This window comes from Leisingera sp. S2M4, from assembly GCF_055398055.1.
In genome coordinates, this window is the sequence record NZ_AP040861.1 from 3,130,463 (window position 1) to 3,144,509 (window position 14,047).

Below are 14,047 nucleotides of genomic sequence, written 5' to 3' on the forward strand. Positions count from 1 at the left end.
CGCAAGGGCGCCGCTTTTCTGTCTCCGGGCCTCAGCCTTGCATGTGGCGGTCGACCATCCGTTGCACCATCGGGGCGAAATGCCAGAAGTCCGGTGTCTGCATGTCGGGCCGCTTGCCGGCTTCGTCCAGGTAGCGCACGGCAATGATCTGCGGCAGGTTCGGATTTGTCTCGAAGGCCGCAACTTCCTCGGGGCTCATCGGGCCACCTTGCAGGTTCAGCGAATGGATCGAGGCGTCTGACAGCCGCTTGAAATACTCGGGCCTGGTGGCGCAAAGATAGCGCTTGGCCGCAACGTGATACCGCACGCAATCGGTGATCACGCTGGGAAAGAACCGCTCCAGAACCTCGGCGCCGGCATCTTCGTGGTGGCGATCTTCGGTGTCCTCCATGCTGAAGGTGCCGAATTCGCTGGTAAAGTGGCCGATGTCATGCAGCAACGCGCCGACGATGATCTCCTCTGGCTGGCCGTTCTGCTCTGCGATGGTCGCGCCCTGCAACATATGCTCGGTCATCGTGACGGGCTCGCCGAGGTATTCCTCGTCACCCCGACGGTCAAAGATGTCACCGAGGAAGGCTACAATGTTGTCGCGGGTCAGGGTGCTGAAATCGGGCTTGCTCATGGGTCAGCCTTCCAGTTCGGCGTTCAGCACGGCGAGGGTGGACAGCAGGCCGTCCTTGTCGGCGTAGCATCCCTGCAGCCAGCGCGATCCGCTGCCGGAATAGCCCAGCCGCGCGTGCAGCACGCGGGTGTTGTCGACGATGAAGCTTTCGCCGGGCTCCAGCTTGAAGGCAATCCCCATCTCGGGGGCGTCGATGATCTCGGCCAGTTGCCGGTAGGCGGCGTAATAGGCGTCCATCCGCTCGAACGGAACATCCACCAGAGGTGCCGCGGAGCGGTTGTTGAAGCGTATGGCGCTCAGCTCCCCATCCGGCGAGAGTTCGATCATCGGGCGACGCGAGCGCAGATGAACGCCGTCAGAACCCTTGTACTCGAACCGTGCTGGGTAGCCTGCCAGCAGCGCGAACCCCTCGGGGTTCAGCTCGCGCAGGCGTTCCGCGGCGCGAAAACCGTCGACCACGATGCTGTCGCCGCCCTCGGCCGAGTTCTCGAGGCAATAGAGGATCTGCAAGGTCGGCACCGGATCGCGGTAGGGGTTGTCGGTGTGCGCCTGCAGGCCCAGCCCGGTATAGGCGAGGTTGGTCGGGTTGACCTCGGTGCGGACCTCGAAATAGCGGCCGTAGTTGGTTTCGCGGACGAAGCCGAACATCGCTGCACAGTCCAGTAGCGCGCCTTCGCGCACCGGACCGCCGGCCAGCTTGGCAAAACCCAATCGTGCCACGGCGTCAAGCCAGTCACGCTTGGCCGTGGCGTCAGTCTGCACTTGCTGCCAGTCGAACGTCGGGGCCGCGCGGGAGCCGTCCCAGGTCTCGCAATCCTGCGGAAGACGTCCGAAGGCCGCCTTGTCAGACCGGTCATAACGATGGTCCTGCAGCCATTGCAGCGGGAAGGTGACAGTCTTCTCCTCGGGGGCAAAGCAGACTTCGAGATGATCTTCCTTCAGCGCGGCATCGCGAATATGGCTGTTCTGCGGAATGTCGCCGAGGGTGATCAACCGCTGACCGTTGCCGGGGGCGCGTGTCTCTGCATCCAGCGCGTTGTCGCGCAGCCATATGGCATGGAAACGGCTTTGGCTTCCGTCCGCAAAGGTCAGGGTCAGGAATTTGCCTGAAGTGTCAGTGCTCAGGGTGGCGGGCATCGGGGCCTCCGGTTGTCAGGTTCCTGCTTGCTTGACTAGCCCGGTACAGTCATCAAGAGAACGACGCATTTGAGGGTGTAAGGCCAAGGAAATCTTATGTCAGACAAAGCCAAACGACCCGGGCTGCCACCGCTGGACTGGCTGCGGGTGTTCGAGGCGGCGGGGCGCCACGGGAATTTCACTGCTGCGGCGGAGGAGCTGGGCACCAGTCAGGCGGCGGTCAGCCAGCGCATCCGTAATCTGGAGACATGGCTGGGGCGCCCCTTGTTCCTGCGCATGGCGCGGGGGGTTACCCTGACGGTGGAGGGGGAAAGCTATCTGCCGCTGGTGCAGGACACGTTGCTTGCCCTGGCGCAGGGCACCCGAAACCTGTTCGACCACAGCTTCCGTGAGTTGCGCATCGCGGCGCTGCCCGGCCATCTCGAGTTGCTGGTGATGCCCCGGTTGCCAGAGCTCTCGACCGTCGATCCGGGCGTGCGGCTGGTGACCGAAACCGTGCCCAAACGTCTGGAATTCGATGCGGCGGAGGATGCCGCGCACATCCGCTATGGTCGCGGAAAATGGGAACGCCGCGACGCGGCCTTGTTGGGAAATGAAGTCCTGCGCCCGATGGTTGCGCCGCAGGTCTTGGCGGACTGGAAAGACCTCCCCGTGATCGAACTGCGGGGAGAGCGACCGGGCTGGGCGGAATGGGCCCGCGTCACTGGGGAGGATGAGCCTGCGGCTGCGAGCATTTCGGTGGACTCGATGTCCCACGCGCTGGAGCTTGCGCGGCTGGGGCAGGGCGTGGTGTTAGGGTCTTGCGTCCTGGCGTGGAAATTGTTGCAGGCCGAACAGCTGTGTTGCGTGCCAGCGCCGCAGCTCGCGGTGGTGGATGGGTATTGGCTGACTTGGCCGCCGAGCCTTGCGACGTCGCGCAGGCAATCGCGCCTTCTGGAGGCGCTTGTGGTTGCCCTGACGCCGTGATCCAATGTCCGGATCCGGACAGCATCCGCGTTTTAGTCCGGGTAACGCCCGATTTGCGCAAAATAGGCATCCAGCAAGGGCCGGACTGTGCGTTTGTTGGTGAAGGAAAACCCGATCGACCCTGCCTTCCGCCAGCGGGCCAGAACCAGGAATTCGCCGATGGCGGGCACCAGGATTCCGGTCAGCGTCCTCAGGTCAAAGGTGTTCTTTTCCGCCTCCAGCCGAACCGCCATGCCCCTGTAGCTGATGTTGTAAACGTCTGCCGAGAGCGGTCCGCCATCCAGATGAAGGAGGCAAGGAAGGTCGATGGGGAGTCGGGGTTCCGTTGGTTCGGCCCGCCGAAAGATCGAGTTTGATTTCACCATGCTGCCGCACCACTTGTTATCACTGATCCACCTTCAGCCTATGATGGTAAGGTTAACAAAACCTTTTCGGGGCAACCGCCGACGGCTGGCGTGGACCTGCAACAGCGAAGGCGACCGAAACCGGTTTGGCATGCCCGAACGCGCAGCCTGACCGCCACGGGCCTCGGCCTCCGAACTTAGGGGCAGTTGCTGCGCCGACTGTTGCAGGATTGCGGCTGTAAAGATTTCATTTCGCAGTTCCGGCAGGCGCGAATGGATTGCGCCGGATGCATGGCTGATATGTTTTATTGTTTTAAATCAGTGTGATGAAGATCACATAGTGCGCGAAATTCAGGCAAGTATTGGCCGATCGTGCAGAGCTGTAGGCGTAAATCCGCCGATGAAATCACCACGGCAGGTTTGAGCGGTTTTCAACCCCTCAAACCTCAAATCCGCGCACATTACCTCTAGCAGCAACCAGCGGCTCCAGGGATGGAGGGGCCAGCTGGCCAATGGAACAGGAGACTCAGATCATGAGCACCAAATTCAAGGCACGGGCGGGCGCGGCGTCCCTGGCTGCAGCAGCCCTCGCAGCGCCGGCATTTGCCGGACCGACTTACACCAACGACACCGGCGGCAGCTTCAGCTGGTACGGTCACTTCAACCCGTCCTTCCAGTCGTTCGACGACGGTGTGGAGGACTACAACCGTCTGGTAGACAACTCCGGCTCCAGCTCGCGCATCGGCTTCTGGCTGAACCAGGAGTTCGGCGAGAACACGCTGCGCTTCCGGTTTGAAACCTCCTTTGGTTTCCGCAGCAGCGATGGCGTGGACCAGAACAGCACCGGCGACAATGTCAGCTGGGACCGCACCAACATCCGCCACGTCGACCTGCAGTTCGACACCGCGAATTACGGCCGCTTCTCGGCTGGTCAGGGTTCGATGGCCAGTGACGGAATCACCGGCGCCGACTTCTCGGGCACCGGTCTGGGCGCAAGCGTCGCGGTTGCCGACCCGGCTGGCGGCTATGCATTCCGTACTGGCACCGGCGCTCTGAGCACGGTTTCGATCGGCGATGTCTTCAATGACTACGACGGCAGCCGTCTTGGCCGCGTGCGCTATGACTCGCCGGAACTGGCCGGTTTCACCCTGTCGACCTCCTACGGTACCGACATCCTGAACGAGGACAACGACCGCGAAACCTATGACGTGGCCGTCCGTTACTCCAACGATCAGGTCGGCGCTTTCGCGATTGATGCGGGTATCGGCGCAGCCTGGACCGAGCGGACCGGCGAGGAAGATCGCCGCGACATCTCCGGCTCCTTCGGCGTTCTGCACAAGGACACCGGTCTGTCGCTGAACGTCGCCGCCGGTGAGCGCGACATCGCAGGCAGCTACGCCTACGCCAAGCTGGGCTATGAAGCGAACCTGATCTCGGCCGGCTCCACCGCCTTCTCCGTGGATTACTATGACGGCTCCGACATGGTCACCAACGGTGACAGCGCGGAATCCTGGGGCGTTGCCGCGGTTCAGAAGATCGACGCCTATAACGTCGAGGCTTACCTGGGCTACCGCAACTACTCCTACGCGGATAACAGCGCGACCAGCTACCAGGATGCCGACGTGATCCTGGCGGGTGCCCGCTGGAAATTCTGATCGTCTCCTCCCTCGCGGTCAGAACGGAAACACGCCCCCTCGTGGGGCGTGTTTTTGCGTTTGCGGCAGGGAAAACTGCTGGGCGGGGAGCAAAAACCGCCATTTCGCGTCTCTGGCGGGCAATGCCCCTTGCGCCGCCGCCTCTGGGGAAATAGAAGACCGCAAATTGTCTGGGGGCGCCTGCGCGCACGCGCCCCGAATCTCTATGGGGTATAGGATGCAGGTCACCGAGACGCTGAACGAAGGTCTGAAACGCGGCTACGCCATCACCGTCACAGCTGCCGAGCTGGAGGCGAAAGTCAACGAGAAGCTGGCCGAAGCCCAGCCGGAAGTTGAAATGAAGGGCTTCCGCAAGGGCAAGGTGCCGATGGCACTGCTGAAAAAGCAGTTCGGCCAGCGCCTGATGGGCGAAGCCATGCAGGAAGCCGTCGATGGTGCGATGAACAAGCACTTCGAGGACAGCGGCGACCGTCCGGCGATGCAGCCGGAAGTCAAGATGACCAACGAAGACTGGAAAGAGGGCGACGACATCAACGTCGAGATGTCCTATGAAGCGCTGCCGGAAATCCCGGACGTCGACTTCTCCGGTATCGAGCTGGAAAAGCTGGTGGTCAAGGCGGACGAAGATGCCGTGAACGAGGCGCTGAACAACCTGGCGGAAACCGCCCAGGAATTCGAAGCCCGCGAAGACGGCGCAGCAGCCGAAGACGGCGACCAGGTGGTCATCGACTTCGTCGGCAAGGTCGACGGCGAAGCGTTTGAAGGCGGCGCAGGCGACGACTATCCGCTGGTTCTGGGCTCCAACTCCTTCATCCCCGGCTTCGAAGAGCAGCTGGTCGGCACCAAGGCCGGTGAAGAAAAAGACGTGACCGTGACCTTCCCCGAGGAATACGGCGCCGAGCATCTGGCCGGCAAGGAAGCCGTCTTCACCTGCAAGGTGAAAGAGGTCAAAGCCCCGAAAGCGGCCGAGATCAACGACGAGCTGGCGAAGAAATTCGGCTCGGAAGACCTGGAAGGTCTGAAGGCACAGATCGCCGAACGCCTGGAAGCCGAATACGCCGGTGCCGCTCGCGCCGTGATGAAGCGCGCCCTGCTGGACAAGCTGGACGGCCTGGTCTCCTTCGACCTGCCGCCGTCGCTGGTCGAAGCCGAAGCCAAGCAGATCGCGCATCAGCTGTGGCACGAGGAAAACCCGGAAGTGCAGGGCCACGACCACGGTGAGATCGAGCCGACCGAGGAGCACACCAAGCTGGCAGAGCGCCGCGTGCGTCTGGGCCTGCTGCTCGCCGAACTGGGCCAGAAAGCCGAGGTCGAAGTGACCGACGCGGAAATGACCCAGGCAATCATGCAGCAAGCCCGTCAGTACCCCGGCCAGGAGCGCCAGTTCTTCGAATTCATCCAGAAGAACGCTCAGATGCAGCAGCAGCTGCGTGCACCGCTGTTTGAAGACAAGGTTGTTGACCACATTGTCGAGCAGGCCAAAGTCGAGGAGAAAGAAATCTCCAAGGACGACCTGCAAAAAGCGGTTGAGGCTCTGGAAGACGAGTAATCGTCCTCTTCTCACGGATTTCGGAAAGGCCGCCCTCAGGGCGGCCTTTTTCGTTGTCAGGCAGGAAAGTGGTGCTCAGGCGTGCAAGCCGGAAAGAATAAGGCCGCGCAGCAACTGCCACGCGGCCTTGGGGTGTGGGGAGCAGAGAGCCTTTACAGCTCTATGCGGAAGCGCGCGAAACCATCCGGGCCTTCGCCTGCCGGGGTGATGTTGACGCCGGGCACCGCATCTGCGTATTGCGCGGCCTTGGGGCCGGTGTCGAACAACACAGTGGTGCCGGGCAGGGGGGCAAAGCGCCAGTTGCCGTCCGCCTTGGGGCTGACGGTGCCTTGCTCGACGATGTAGCGCACCAGCACGTCGCGGTTGGTATCCGGGCCTTCAAAGACCACGGTGTCGCCCTTGGCACCGGGAAAATCCCCACCTCCTTCAGCACGGTAGTTGTTGGTGGCGATGATGAACTCCTGCTCGGGGTCCAGTGGCTTGCCGTTGTAGGACAGGTTCACGATGCGGTTGGCATCCGGGTTCGCCAGCTCCCCCTTGGGGGTGAACATCGATGGTTGGCTCAGGTCGATTTCATAGGAAACGCCGTCGATCACATCGAAATTATAGGACGGAAACGCCGGGTTCAGCAGAACCTGATCAGGCTTGCCCGGTTCGATCTGGTTGAACATGCCGGCCGACCGTTCCAGCCAGCCTTTGACCTCGGCGCCGGTCACCTTCACCGCGCGCACGGTGTTGGGGTAAAGATACAGATCGGCGACATTCTTGATCGCCACATCGCCAACCGGTACGTCGGTGTAATACTCCGGGCCACCCCGGCCACCGGCCTTGAACGGGGCCGCGGCTGACAGGATGGGCAGGCCTTCAAACGCGCTGCCTTGCAACATCTGTTCGATATACCAGGTCTGCGCTTGCGAGACGATCTGCACCGAGGGATCGTCCGCCACCAAGGCAAAATAGCTGTGCAGCGGCGCGTCGGTCTTGCCCACGGCCCGGCGCACATAGGCGAGCGTGGCGTCATGCTCGGCCTGCACCGCGTCCAGCACCTTCTGCTGGCTGGCGACCAGTGCGGTGACGGACCGGTCCTCGTTGCGCTTGGAGATGGGGCGTGCCTCGGACGCGTGGCCGACCACGCGCCAGCCCGTACCGTCGCGTTCCAGCATCAGGTCGATCAGCCCCATGTGGCTGCCCCAAAAGCCGCCCATCACGGCGGGTTTTCCGTGGATCGTGCCCTTGTCGGCATCCACCGCGGCAAAATCCGCATAGTTGGAGGAGGGGAACACGAGGTGGCTGTGCCCTGTCATGATGGCGTCGATACCCTCCACCTCCGCCAGCGGCACCGAGGCGTTTTCCATATCCTCACCGCCGGTGGCGGCCCCGATGCCGGAATGCGACAGCGCGAGGATGATGTCGGCACCTTTCTCCTTCATCTCAGGCACATAGGCGCGGGCGCATTCGACAATGCCGCGGGCCTGGACGTTGCCTTGCAGATGGCGGCGGTCCCAGTTCATCACCTGCGGCGGAACAAAGCCGATGATGCCGATGCGAATGGGATGCGTGTTTCCGGCCCCATCGGCGACGGTGCGCTCAAGGATCTGGTAGGGCGGCAGCAGGGTCTCGTCGTCGCGCGGGGTGGCGCCCGCCTTCTTCACCACGTTTGCGCAGACCACCGGGAACTTGGCCCCGGCCAGGGATTTCTCCAGAAAGGACAGGCCATAATTGAACTCATGGTTGCCGAGGGTCGATGCATCAAAACCGACAGTGTTCATCGCCGCGATCACCGGGTGCAGATCGCCCTCCTTCATGCCGCGCTCATAGGCGATGTAATCGCCCATCGGGTTCCCTTGCAGGAAATCGCCATTGTCCAGCAACAGCGCGTTGGTGGCTTCGGCGCGGATTTCCTCAATCAGGCTGGCGGTGCGCGCCAGCCCGACCGTGTCGACTTCGCGGTCGCCGTAATAGTCGTAGGGAAACACATGCACATCCAGGTCGGTGGTTTCCATCAGGCGCAGGTGGACCTGCCCTGCGGCGGCCTGAACGGAAAACGGGTGCAGGGCTATCAGTCCGGCGCTTCCGGCCAGAAATGAGCGGCGGTCTAGGGTGATGGGCATGGACGTCTCCTTGTCAATAATTGGATCCGCAGGGCAAAATCCTGGCCCCTGCGGTAGTCGACAGATGTAACACCTGCGTTGCGCCCGAGGGGGAGACGGCATTCCAATCGCCGTTTTCCCCGCCTCAGCCCAGACCGGTTTCCTCCAGCATTCCGCGCCGTTTGGCTTCGTAATAGTAGCCGCGCGAATAGTGCTTCACCGCTTGCGCCTCGCTGCCGTCCGCCAGCAACCAGGCCCCGCGCAGGTATTTGCCAGCGTATTTGAGGTTGGTGTCCGCATCCAGAAGATCTTTGGGCTGGCCCTTGAAGCCCATCGAGCGGGCGGTCGCGGGCAGGATCTGCAGCAGCCCGTAATAGGGGCGGTTCACGGCCCAGGGGCGATGGGTGCTCTCGCGGACGGCCAGGCGGTGGACGAGGCTGCGCGGCAGCTCGTAGTGATCTGCCCAGCGGTTGATCTTGCGTCGCAGCTCTGGCGTTTCATTGGGATAGAGCGGCGGATCATACACCGCCGGCTCCGGGGTGGCGGCAGTGCTGCCGCAGGCGGAAAGGGTTGCGGTTGCAAAAATGGAAATAAGGCAGGTCCGGCGGTTCATGCGGCCTCCGATGTTGTGGAATATCGGGGCGAGCCTAGCCAGATTGCCCGGCGTCGCAATCCGCGTGATGCAGGGCTCGCAGACGCGGGCGACGAACCGCCCACGGCCTGCAAAAATCCGCCAAACCAGGTTTATCAAAATTTAACAATTCAACGTTTGTTAAATATGTCCAACCCCTACATATTGAGGTTGCGCATTGAGGCAATACGACCCTCAGGCAGCAAACCCCGAACGCCTGTGGGGTTGGCTGACCAGATCGGGCAGTGGGGGCCGCGGCTGTTTCCCAAATTTCGCGGTCCCCGATTTGCGTTGATCCCGGCCCTAGCTGCGGGCCGAGGGGCGGCTGTTCGGGCGGTCGGCTGAAGCGCCGAACAGGCCGAGGCCGGGCGCGATCATGCCGCTGCGCACGGTCTCCGAAATCGCTTCAGTGCGGAACTTCGGCTGGTCGAACTGATGGCCGCGCAGCAGCCGGAACAGCAGTCTGCGCCGCAGGGCCAGCTCTTCGCGCTCCAGGTTTCTGTCACTCATGGGCACCCCCTTCTTTCGTCTCCCGCAGCCATGCTGGCAGAGACAGGCAAAGGGAGGGTTAGGGGGAAGTGCGGAAAATGACGCGCATTTATCCCTTAGTTGCAAGCTATTGGGCCAAAAAGAAAAGGCCGCCCGGTCAGGCGGCCTTTCCAGATGTCACCGATCCGAGAGGGATCAGTTGTTTTCGTCTTCGCCAGCGGCTTCGGCGGCCGGTGCCATGTCGTCATCGTCCGACGCAGCGGAACCGATGTCGTCGAACAGTTCGGAGATCTCGAACTCGGCAGCGGCTTCCTCTTCGGCGGCCAGCTCCTGGATCGATTTGCCCGACGCCTGCAGCTCGGCCTCTTCGGCGGAACGTGCAACGTTCAGTTTGACAACGGCCATGACTTCCGGGTGCAGGTGCACTTCGGCTTCATGCAGGCCCAGGACCTTGATCGGCTCACGGATGATGACCTGCTTGCGGTCAACCGAGAAGCCGGCTTCGGTGGCCACTTCGGCGGTGTCACGCGGGGTGACCGAGCCGTAGAGGTTGCCGCCATCGGAGGCCTGGCGAATCACGACGAACTGCTGTCCGTCCAGTTTCTCTGCCAGAGCCTCGGCTTCTTTCTTGGTCTCCAGGTTGCGCGCTTCCAGCTGCGCTTTCTGGGCTTCGAAGGAAGCGATGTTGGCTTCGGAAGCGGTCTTTGCCTTGCCCTGCGGCAGCAGGAAGTTGCGGGCGAACCCGGGCTTCACGTCAACGACGTCGCCCATTTGGCCCAGCTTCGCAACGCGCTCAAGAAGGATAACTTGCATCTGCTTATCTCCTTACTTCACGGCGTAGGGCAGCAGGGCGAGGAAGCGGGCGCGCTTGATTGCACGGGCCAGCTCACGCTGCTTCTTTGCCGAAACGGCGGTGATGCGCGAAGGCACGATCTTGCCGCGCTCAGAGATGTAGCGCTGCAGCAGACGGGTGTCCTTGTAGTCGATCTTCGGCGCGTTGTCGCCCGAGAACGGGCACACCTTGCGGCGGCGGAAAAACGGTTTGGCTGCCATGATTTAGCGTCCTTTTCTCAAGCTTCGATCAGCGGCGCTCGCGACGGTTGTCGCGTTCGTCACGTTTCTGCATCTGGACCGAGGGGCCCTCGGCGTGCTCGTCGACCTTGATGGTCAGAACGCGCATCACGTCGTCATGCAGGCGCATCAGGCGCTCCATTTCCTGGATCGCCGACGACGGAGCATCGGTGCGCAGGAAGGCGTAGTGGCCCTTGCGGTTCTTGTTGATCTTGTAGGCCATGGTCTTGACGCCCCAGTACTCCTGGTCGACCAGCTTACCGCCGTTGTCGGACAGAACAGCACCGAAGTGTTCGATGAGGCCTTCAGCTTGCGAGTTGGACAGGTCCTGACGCGCAATCATGACATGCTCATAGAGTGGCATGCGAACTCCTGTTTGTGTCTAGGCGCATTTCATAGACCTGGCATCTGCTGCTTCCGCTGCCGGGTCACGAGAGGCTGCGCGGATCGAATAAAGTGCGAAAGCAGGGCCTCCTATACAGGCTGGGGCCGAAAGAGCAAGTCAAAAGGGCCGCGGCTGCCGGAGGTCGCGCGCCACGGCGCGGTCGCGGTCCTGCACCGAACGGGCGCTGGGAGGCACGGTCCGGGCAGCCGCAGCAAAACCCCGTCGCGGACACAATCCTGCCCGAATGTGCCGCTCATCTTGGTTAACGAAACATTAACCGCCCATCAGGCCGCCTCGGCCAAGCGGTTGGGTGGCAGAACGGGAGAGGGCAGCGCAATGGCAATGACGGATCAATTTCAGGGCTACGGAGCCGCCATGCCTCGCCGCGTCGGTTTGGGCGGTCGGGGCGGCCTGCCGGAGACGGTCTCGTTGAGCTTGCGCCTCGACGCCAACTGGACCCTCGGGCTGGTGCTCAAGCGGTTCATTGGGGCTGCGATGATGCTCAGCGCGGTTGGGCTGTGGCTCATGCCCGAGGCCGGAGAGCGCTATGACCTGACGCTGGTGCGCCTGGGGATCTCGGTCTCGCTGGTGCTGGTCGGGCTCGCTCTGCTGAGCGTGCGGGAGGCTGCCAGCCGCCCGGAGGCCTGTTTTGACCCGATCCGAAAGGAGCTGCGGCTTCTGCGTTGCGACGCCTACCGCCGCCCGCGCACGATCCTGCGACGCAGTTATGACCGGCTGGGCGGCGCGCGCTTCACCGCGGCCACGGTGCAAATCTACGAAGCCGACGGCAGCCTGCTGATGGAACTGCCGATCTGTTCGACCGCCCTGCGCAGCCAGCTGCGTGATCAGCTCAGCGGGTTGGTTCATATCCTGTCCTGATTTTCATCACGTTTTCGCGAGTTTAGGCCCGGCGCACAATGCGCCGGGTTTCGTGTTCGTGCGCTCACAGATACTGTTGGTTTTTGTGGGCTTCCCTTTGCAGGGGGGCATGCGCCACATCTGGTGGCACAAGAATTCATGAAACGGAGCCTTACGATGAAAAAGACCCTGTTTGCCGCCGCACTGGCCGCAATCGCCGCAACCGGCGCCGCCGCTGCACCGGAGAAATACGTCCTCGATTCCGGCCACAGCCAGGTTATCTTCGACTACAACCACCTCGGCTATTCGACCACCTACGGCATGTTCTCGGGTTTCGAGGGCGAGATCATGTTCGACCAGGAAGATCCGGCGGCTTCCAGCGTGTCTGTGTCCATGCCGCTGAGCAGCATGCTCACGGGCTGGCAAAAGCGCTTTGACCATTTCATGAGCAAGGATTTCTTCGACGCCACCGAGGATGAGACCATCACGTTCACCTCCACCGCGATCGAAGTGACGGGCGAGAACACCGCCAAGATCACCGGCGACCTGACCCTGAACGGCGTGACCAAGTCGGTCGTGCTTGACGCCAAGCTGAACAAGGCGGGCGAACACCCGATGGCGAAGAAGCCTTGGGCCGGCTTTGACGCCACCACCACGCTGGTGCGCTCCGAGTACAACCTCGGCCAGTTCGCGCCCTTCGTCAGCGACGAGGTCAATGTGAAGATCTCGATCGAGGCGATGAAAGCCGAAGAGTAATCGCGGCGCGTCTGATCGCATCAGATTGGTAAACACTGCACCGCCGGTTCCGTCTGGAACCGGCGGTTTCCGTTTGTCCGGACCCTCTTGCCGAATTCTGTTCCGCGCCGCTGTCGGCCTCCGCGCGGCCCATCCGTCCGGGGGCGTGCAGGGTGCAGCAGCGGGGAGCAAAAAAAATCCCCCGGCCACGAGCCGGGGGCAAACTCTGATGATTGGGGCCTCAGCTTACGGTTTGCGCGTCGCCTCCAGGTCGACGGAGACGTCGACGGCAAAACCGAGCGAGCTTTCATCCGGCAGGCTTTGTCCGATGCCGAAGTCCATCCGGTTCAGGGTCAGCCCGCCCTGCATCCGGGCGGTGTCCCCGTCCAGGTCCAGCGTAAAGGGCAGGGTGACCGGCATCTCCTGGCCTTTCAATGTCAGCGTACCGCGTGCCTCGTACCCGGTCTCCAGCTTGAAGATCTGCGCCGCGAAGCGGGCGGTGGGATAGCTGGCGCTGTCAAAATAGTCCGCGCCCATTGCCTGCTGGGTGACAGAGCCCAGCTCAAGCGACGGAATGGCAATCGTGACCTCTACCTCGCCCGCCGCACCGGGCGTTGCGGGCTCCTCGAACTGGATCTGCGCTGACCATTCGGCAAAGCTGCCGGTGACGGCGCTGCCCATCTGGGTGACCGAGATCGCCAGCGTGCCCGACTGAACCTGCCAGTTGCTCGCCGCGGTGTCCTCGGCGGTTGCGGTCTCGAGCGCGGTGACCGGGGTTGCGATCCCCTGCGCCTGTTCCGGCGCGTGGCGATCCAGCACGCCAAGGGTTGCGCCACCACCAAGCACGCCGAGCCAGACCAGCGCAGCCACCAGCAGAGGCAGCATGCTGTGGCGTTGCGGCGGCACTGACGGCAGGCGATACTGGCCCGGCAGCATCCGGCGCAGCGTGGCATCGCGGTCGATCACGTGATGCTTCAGCGCACCGGCAATATGCAGCGCCAGCGCCGCCGCCAGGGTCCAGACCAGCAGCCAGTGCAGGCCGCCAAAGACACCTGCCACCACGTCCGATTTCGGCACAAAGGGCAAATCCTGACCAAAGGGCCACCAGATCGGCGCAAAGCCGGTGGTCGCGGCGTGGTGGATCCAGCCGGACAGCGGCACCGCCACCAGCGAGCCATACAGCAACCAGTGCACGGTTTCTGCCGCCAGCGCCTCGGCCTTGCGATCGGGGTGCAGCAGGCCCGGCTTGGGCTGGCTCAGCGCCCAAAGGATGCGCAACACGGCGGTGAAGAAAACGGCTAGGCCAAGGGTCTTGTGCACGGAGAACAGCAATGTGGCGCGTTCGATAACCGCGGCATCGCCGGTAAAATCGGGGCCTTGGATCTGCTGCGCCAAGTCGTTGGCGATGTAGCCCAGGGGAAAGGCCGACAGAATGAGCAGGGCGGTCAGCCAGTGAAAGGTCTTGGCGACGCTGCCATAGCTGTGTGTGGTGTTCTGGCGCGGCATTTTCTGGCA

At 62.6% G+C, this 14,047-nt stretch carries 15 protein-coding genes; 5 read left to right on the forward strand and 10 right to left on the reverse strand.

The features are described from left to right. Positions 1-31 precede the first annotated feature (31 nt). Complete coding sequence (tmpB, locus tag ACZ52D_RS15175) at positions 32-622, reverse strand: (R)-1-hydroxy-2-trimethylaminoethylphosphonate oxygenase (protein ID WP_222453211.1); 591 nt, start codon at positions 620-622, stop codon at positions 32-34. A gap of 3 nt (positions 623-625) precedes the next feature. After that, positions 626-1,759 (reverse strand): 2-trimethylaminoethylphosphonate dioxygenase, encoded by a 1,134-nt coding sequence (gene tmpA, locus ACZ52D_RS15180; protein WP_464441811.1) that lies wholly within the window; start codon positions 1,757-1,759, stop codon positions 626-628. A gap of 96 nt (positions 1,760-1,855) precedes the next feature. Here tmpA and ACZ52D_RS15185 point away from each other — a divergent pair, with 96 nt between their 5' ends. Further along, positions 1,856-2,725, forward strand: a complete 870-nt coding sequence (locus tag ACZ52D_RS15185) for a LysR family transcriptional regulator (RefSeq protein ID WP_464441812.1) — start codon at positions 1,856-1,858, stop codon at positions 2,723-2,725. Between the two features lie 32 nt (positions 2,726-2,757). On the opposite strand, the gene ACZ52D_RS15190 is transcribed toward ACZ52D_RS15185, so the two are convergent. Beyond that, complete coding sequence (locus ACZ52D_RS15190; protein ID WP_464441813.1) at positions 2,758-2,958, reverse strand: hypothetical protein; 201 nt, start codon at positions 2,956-2,958, stop codon at positions 2,758-2,760. 644 nt (positions 2,959-3,602) lie between these two features. On the opposite strand from ACZ52D_RS15190, the gene ACZ52D_RS15195 reads away from it, so the two are divergent. Further along, complete coding sequence (locus tag ACZ52D_RS15195) at positions 3,603-4,724, forward strand: porin (protein ID WP_464441814.1); 1,122 nt, start codon at positions 3,603-3,605, stop codon at positions 4,722-4,724. A 217-nt stretch (positions 4,725-4,941) separates the two neighbouring features. Next, positions 4,942-6,273, forward strand: a complete 1,332-nt coding sequence (gene tig, locus ACZ52D_RS15200) for a trigger factor (protein WP_222453206.1) — start codon at positions 4,942-4,944, stop codon at positions 6,271-6,273. Positions 6,274-6,425: 152 nt separating this feature from the next. Here tig and ACZ52D_RS15205 read toward each other — a convergent pair whose 3' ends face one another. The 6 genes from ACZ52D_RS15205 to rpsF form a co-directional block, all read right to left on the reverse strand. Next, on the reverse strand, positions 6,426-8,384 hold the full coding sequence (locus ACZ52D_RS15205; protein ID WP_464441815.1) for a bifunctional 2',3'-cyclic-nucleotide 2'-phosphodiesterase/3'-nucleotidase: 1,959 nt from the start codon (positions 8,382-8,384) through the stop codon (positions 6,426-6,428). Positions 8,385-8,508: 124 nt separating this feature from the next. Next, positions 8,509-8,976 carry a transglycosylase SLT domain-containing protein gene (locus ACZ52D_RS15210; RefSeq protein ID WP_369929196.1) on the reverse strand — a complete coding sequence of 156 codons (468 nt, stop codon included), beginning with the start codon at positions 8,974-8,976 and terminating at the stop codon, positions 8,509-8,511. A gap of 321 nt (positions 8,977-9,297) precedes the next feature. After that, positions 9,298-9,504, reverse strand: coding sequence for a hypothetical protein (locus ACZ52D_RS15215; protein WP_464441816.1), 207 nt, complete (start codon positions 9,502-9,504; stop codon positions 9,298-9,300). Positions 9,505-9,678: 174 nt separating this feature from the next. Then, positions 9,679-10,296, reverse strand: coding sequence for a 50S ribosomal protein L9 (gene rplI, locus ACZ52D_RS15220; RefSeq protein ID WP_369929200.1), 618 nt, complete (start codon positions 10,294-10,296; stop codon positions 9,679-9,681). Between the two features lie 12 nt (positions 10,297-10,308). Further along, on the reverse strand, positions 10,309-10,536 hold the full coding sequence (rpsR, locus tag ACZ52D_RS15225) for a 30S ribosomal protein S18 (protein WP_005982441.1): 228 nt from the start codon (positions 10,534-10,536) through the stop codon (positions 10,309-10,311). 28 nt (positions 10,537-10,564) lie between these two features. Further along, entirely contained in the window at positions 10,565-10,918 is a 354-nt protein-coding gene (gene rpsF, locus ACZ52D_RS15230; protein WP_222453201.1) for a 30S ribosomal protein S6, read from the reverse strand. A 357-nt stretch (positions 10,919-11,275) separates the two neighbouring features. Here rpsF and ACZ52D_RS15235 point away from each other — a divergent pair, with 357 nt between their 5' ends. Next, on the forward strand, positions 11,276-11,818 hold the full coding sequence (locus ACZ52D_RS15235; protein WP_464441817.1) for a hypothetical protein: 543 nt from the start codon (positions 11,276-11,278) through the stop codon (positions 11,816-11,818). A 156-nt stretch (positions 11,819-11,974) separates the two neighbouring features. Further along, positions 11,975-12,553 (forward strand): YceI family protein, encoded by a 579-nt coding sequence (locus ACZ52D_RS15240; protein ID WP_417472043.1) that lies wholly within the window; start codon positions 11,975-11,977, stop codon positions 12,551-12,553. A 225-nt stretch (positions 12,554-12,778) separates the two neighbouring features. On the opposite strand, the gene ACZ52D_RS15245 is transcribed toward ACZ52D_RS15240, so the two are convergent. After that, positions 12,779-14,038, reverse strand: a complete 1,260-nt coding sequence (locus tag ACZ52D_RS15245; protein WP_464441818.1) for a cytochrome b/b6 domain-containing protein — start codon at positions 14,036-14,038, stop codon at positions 12,779-12,781. Positions 14,039-14,047: the final 9 nt, after the last annotated feature.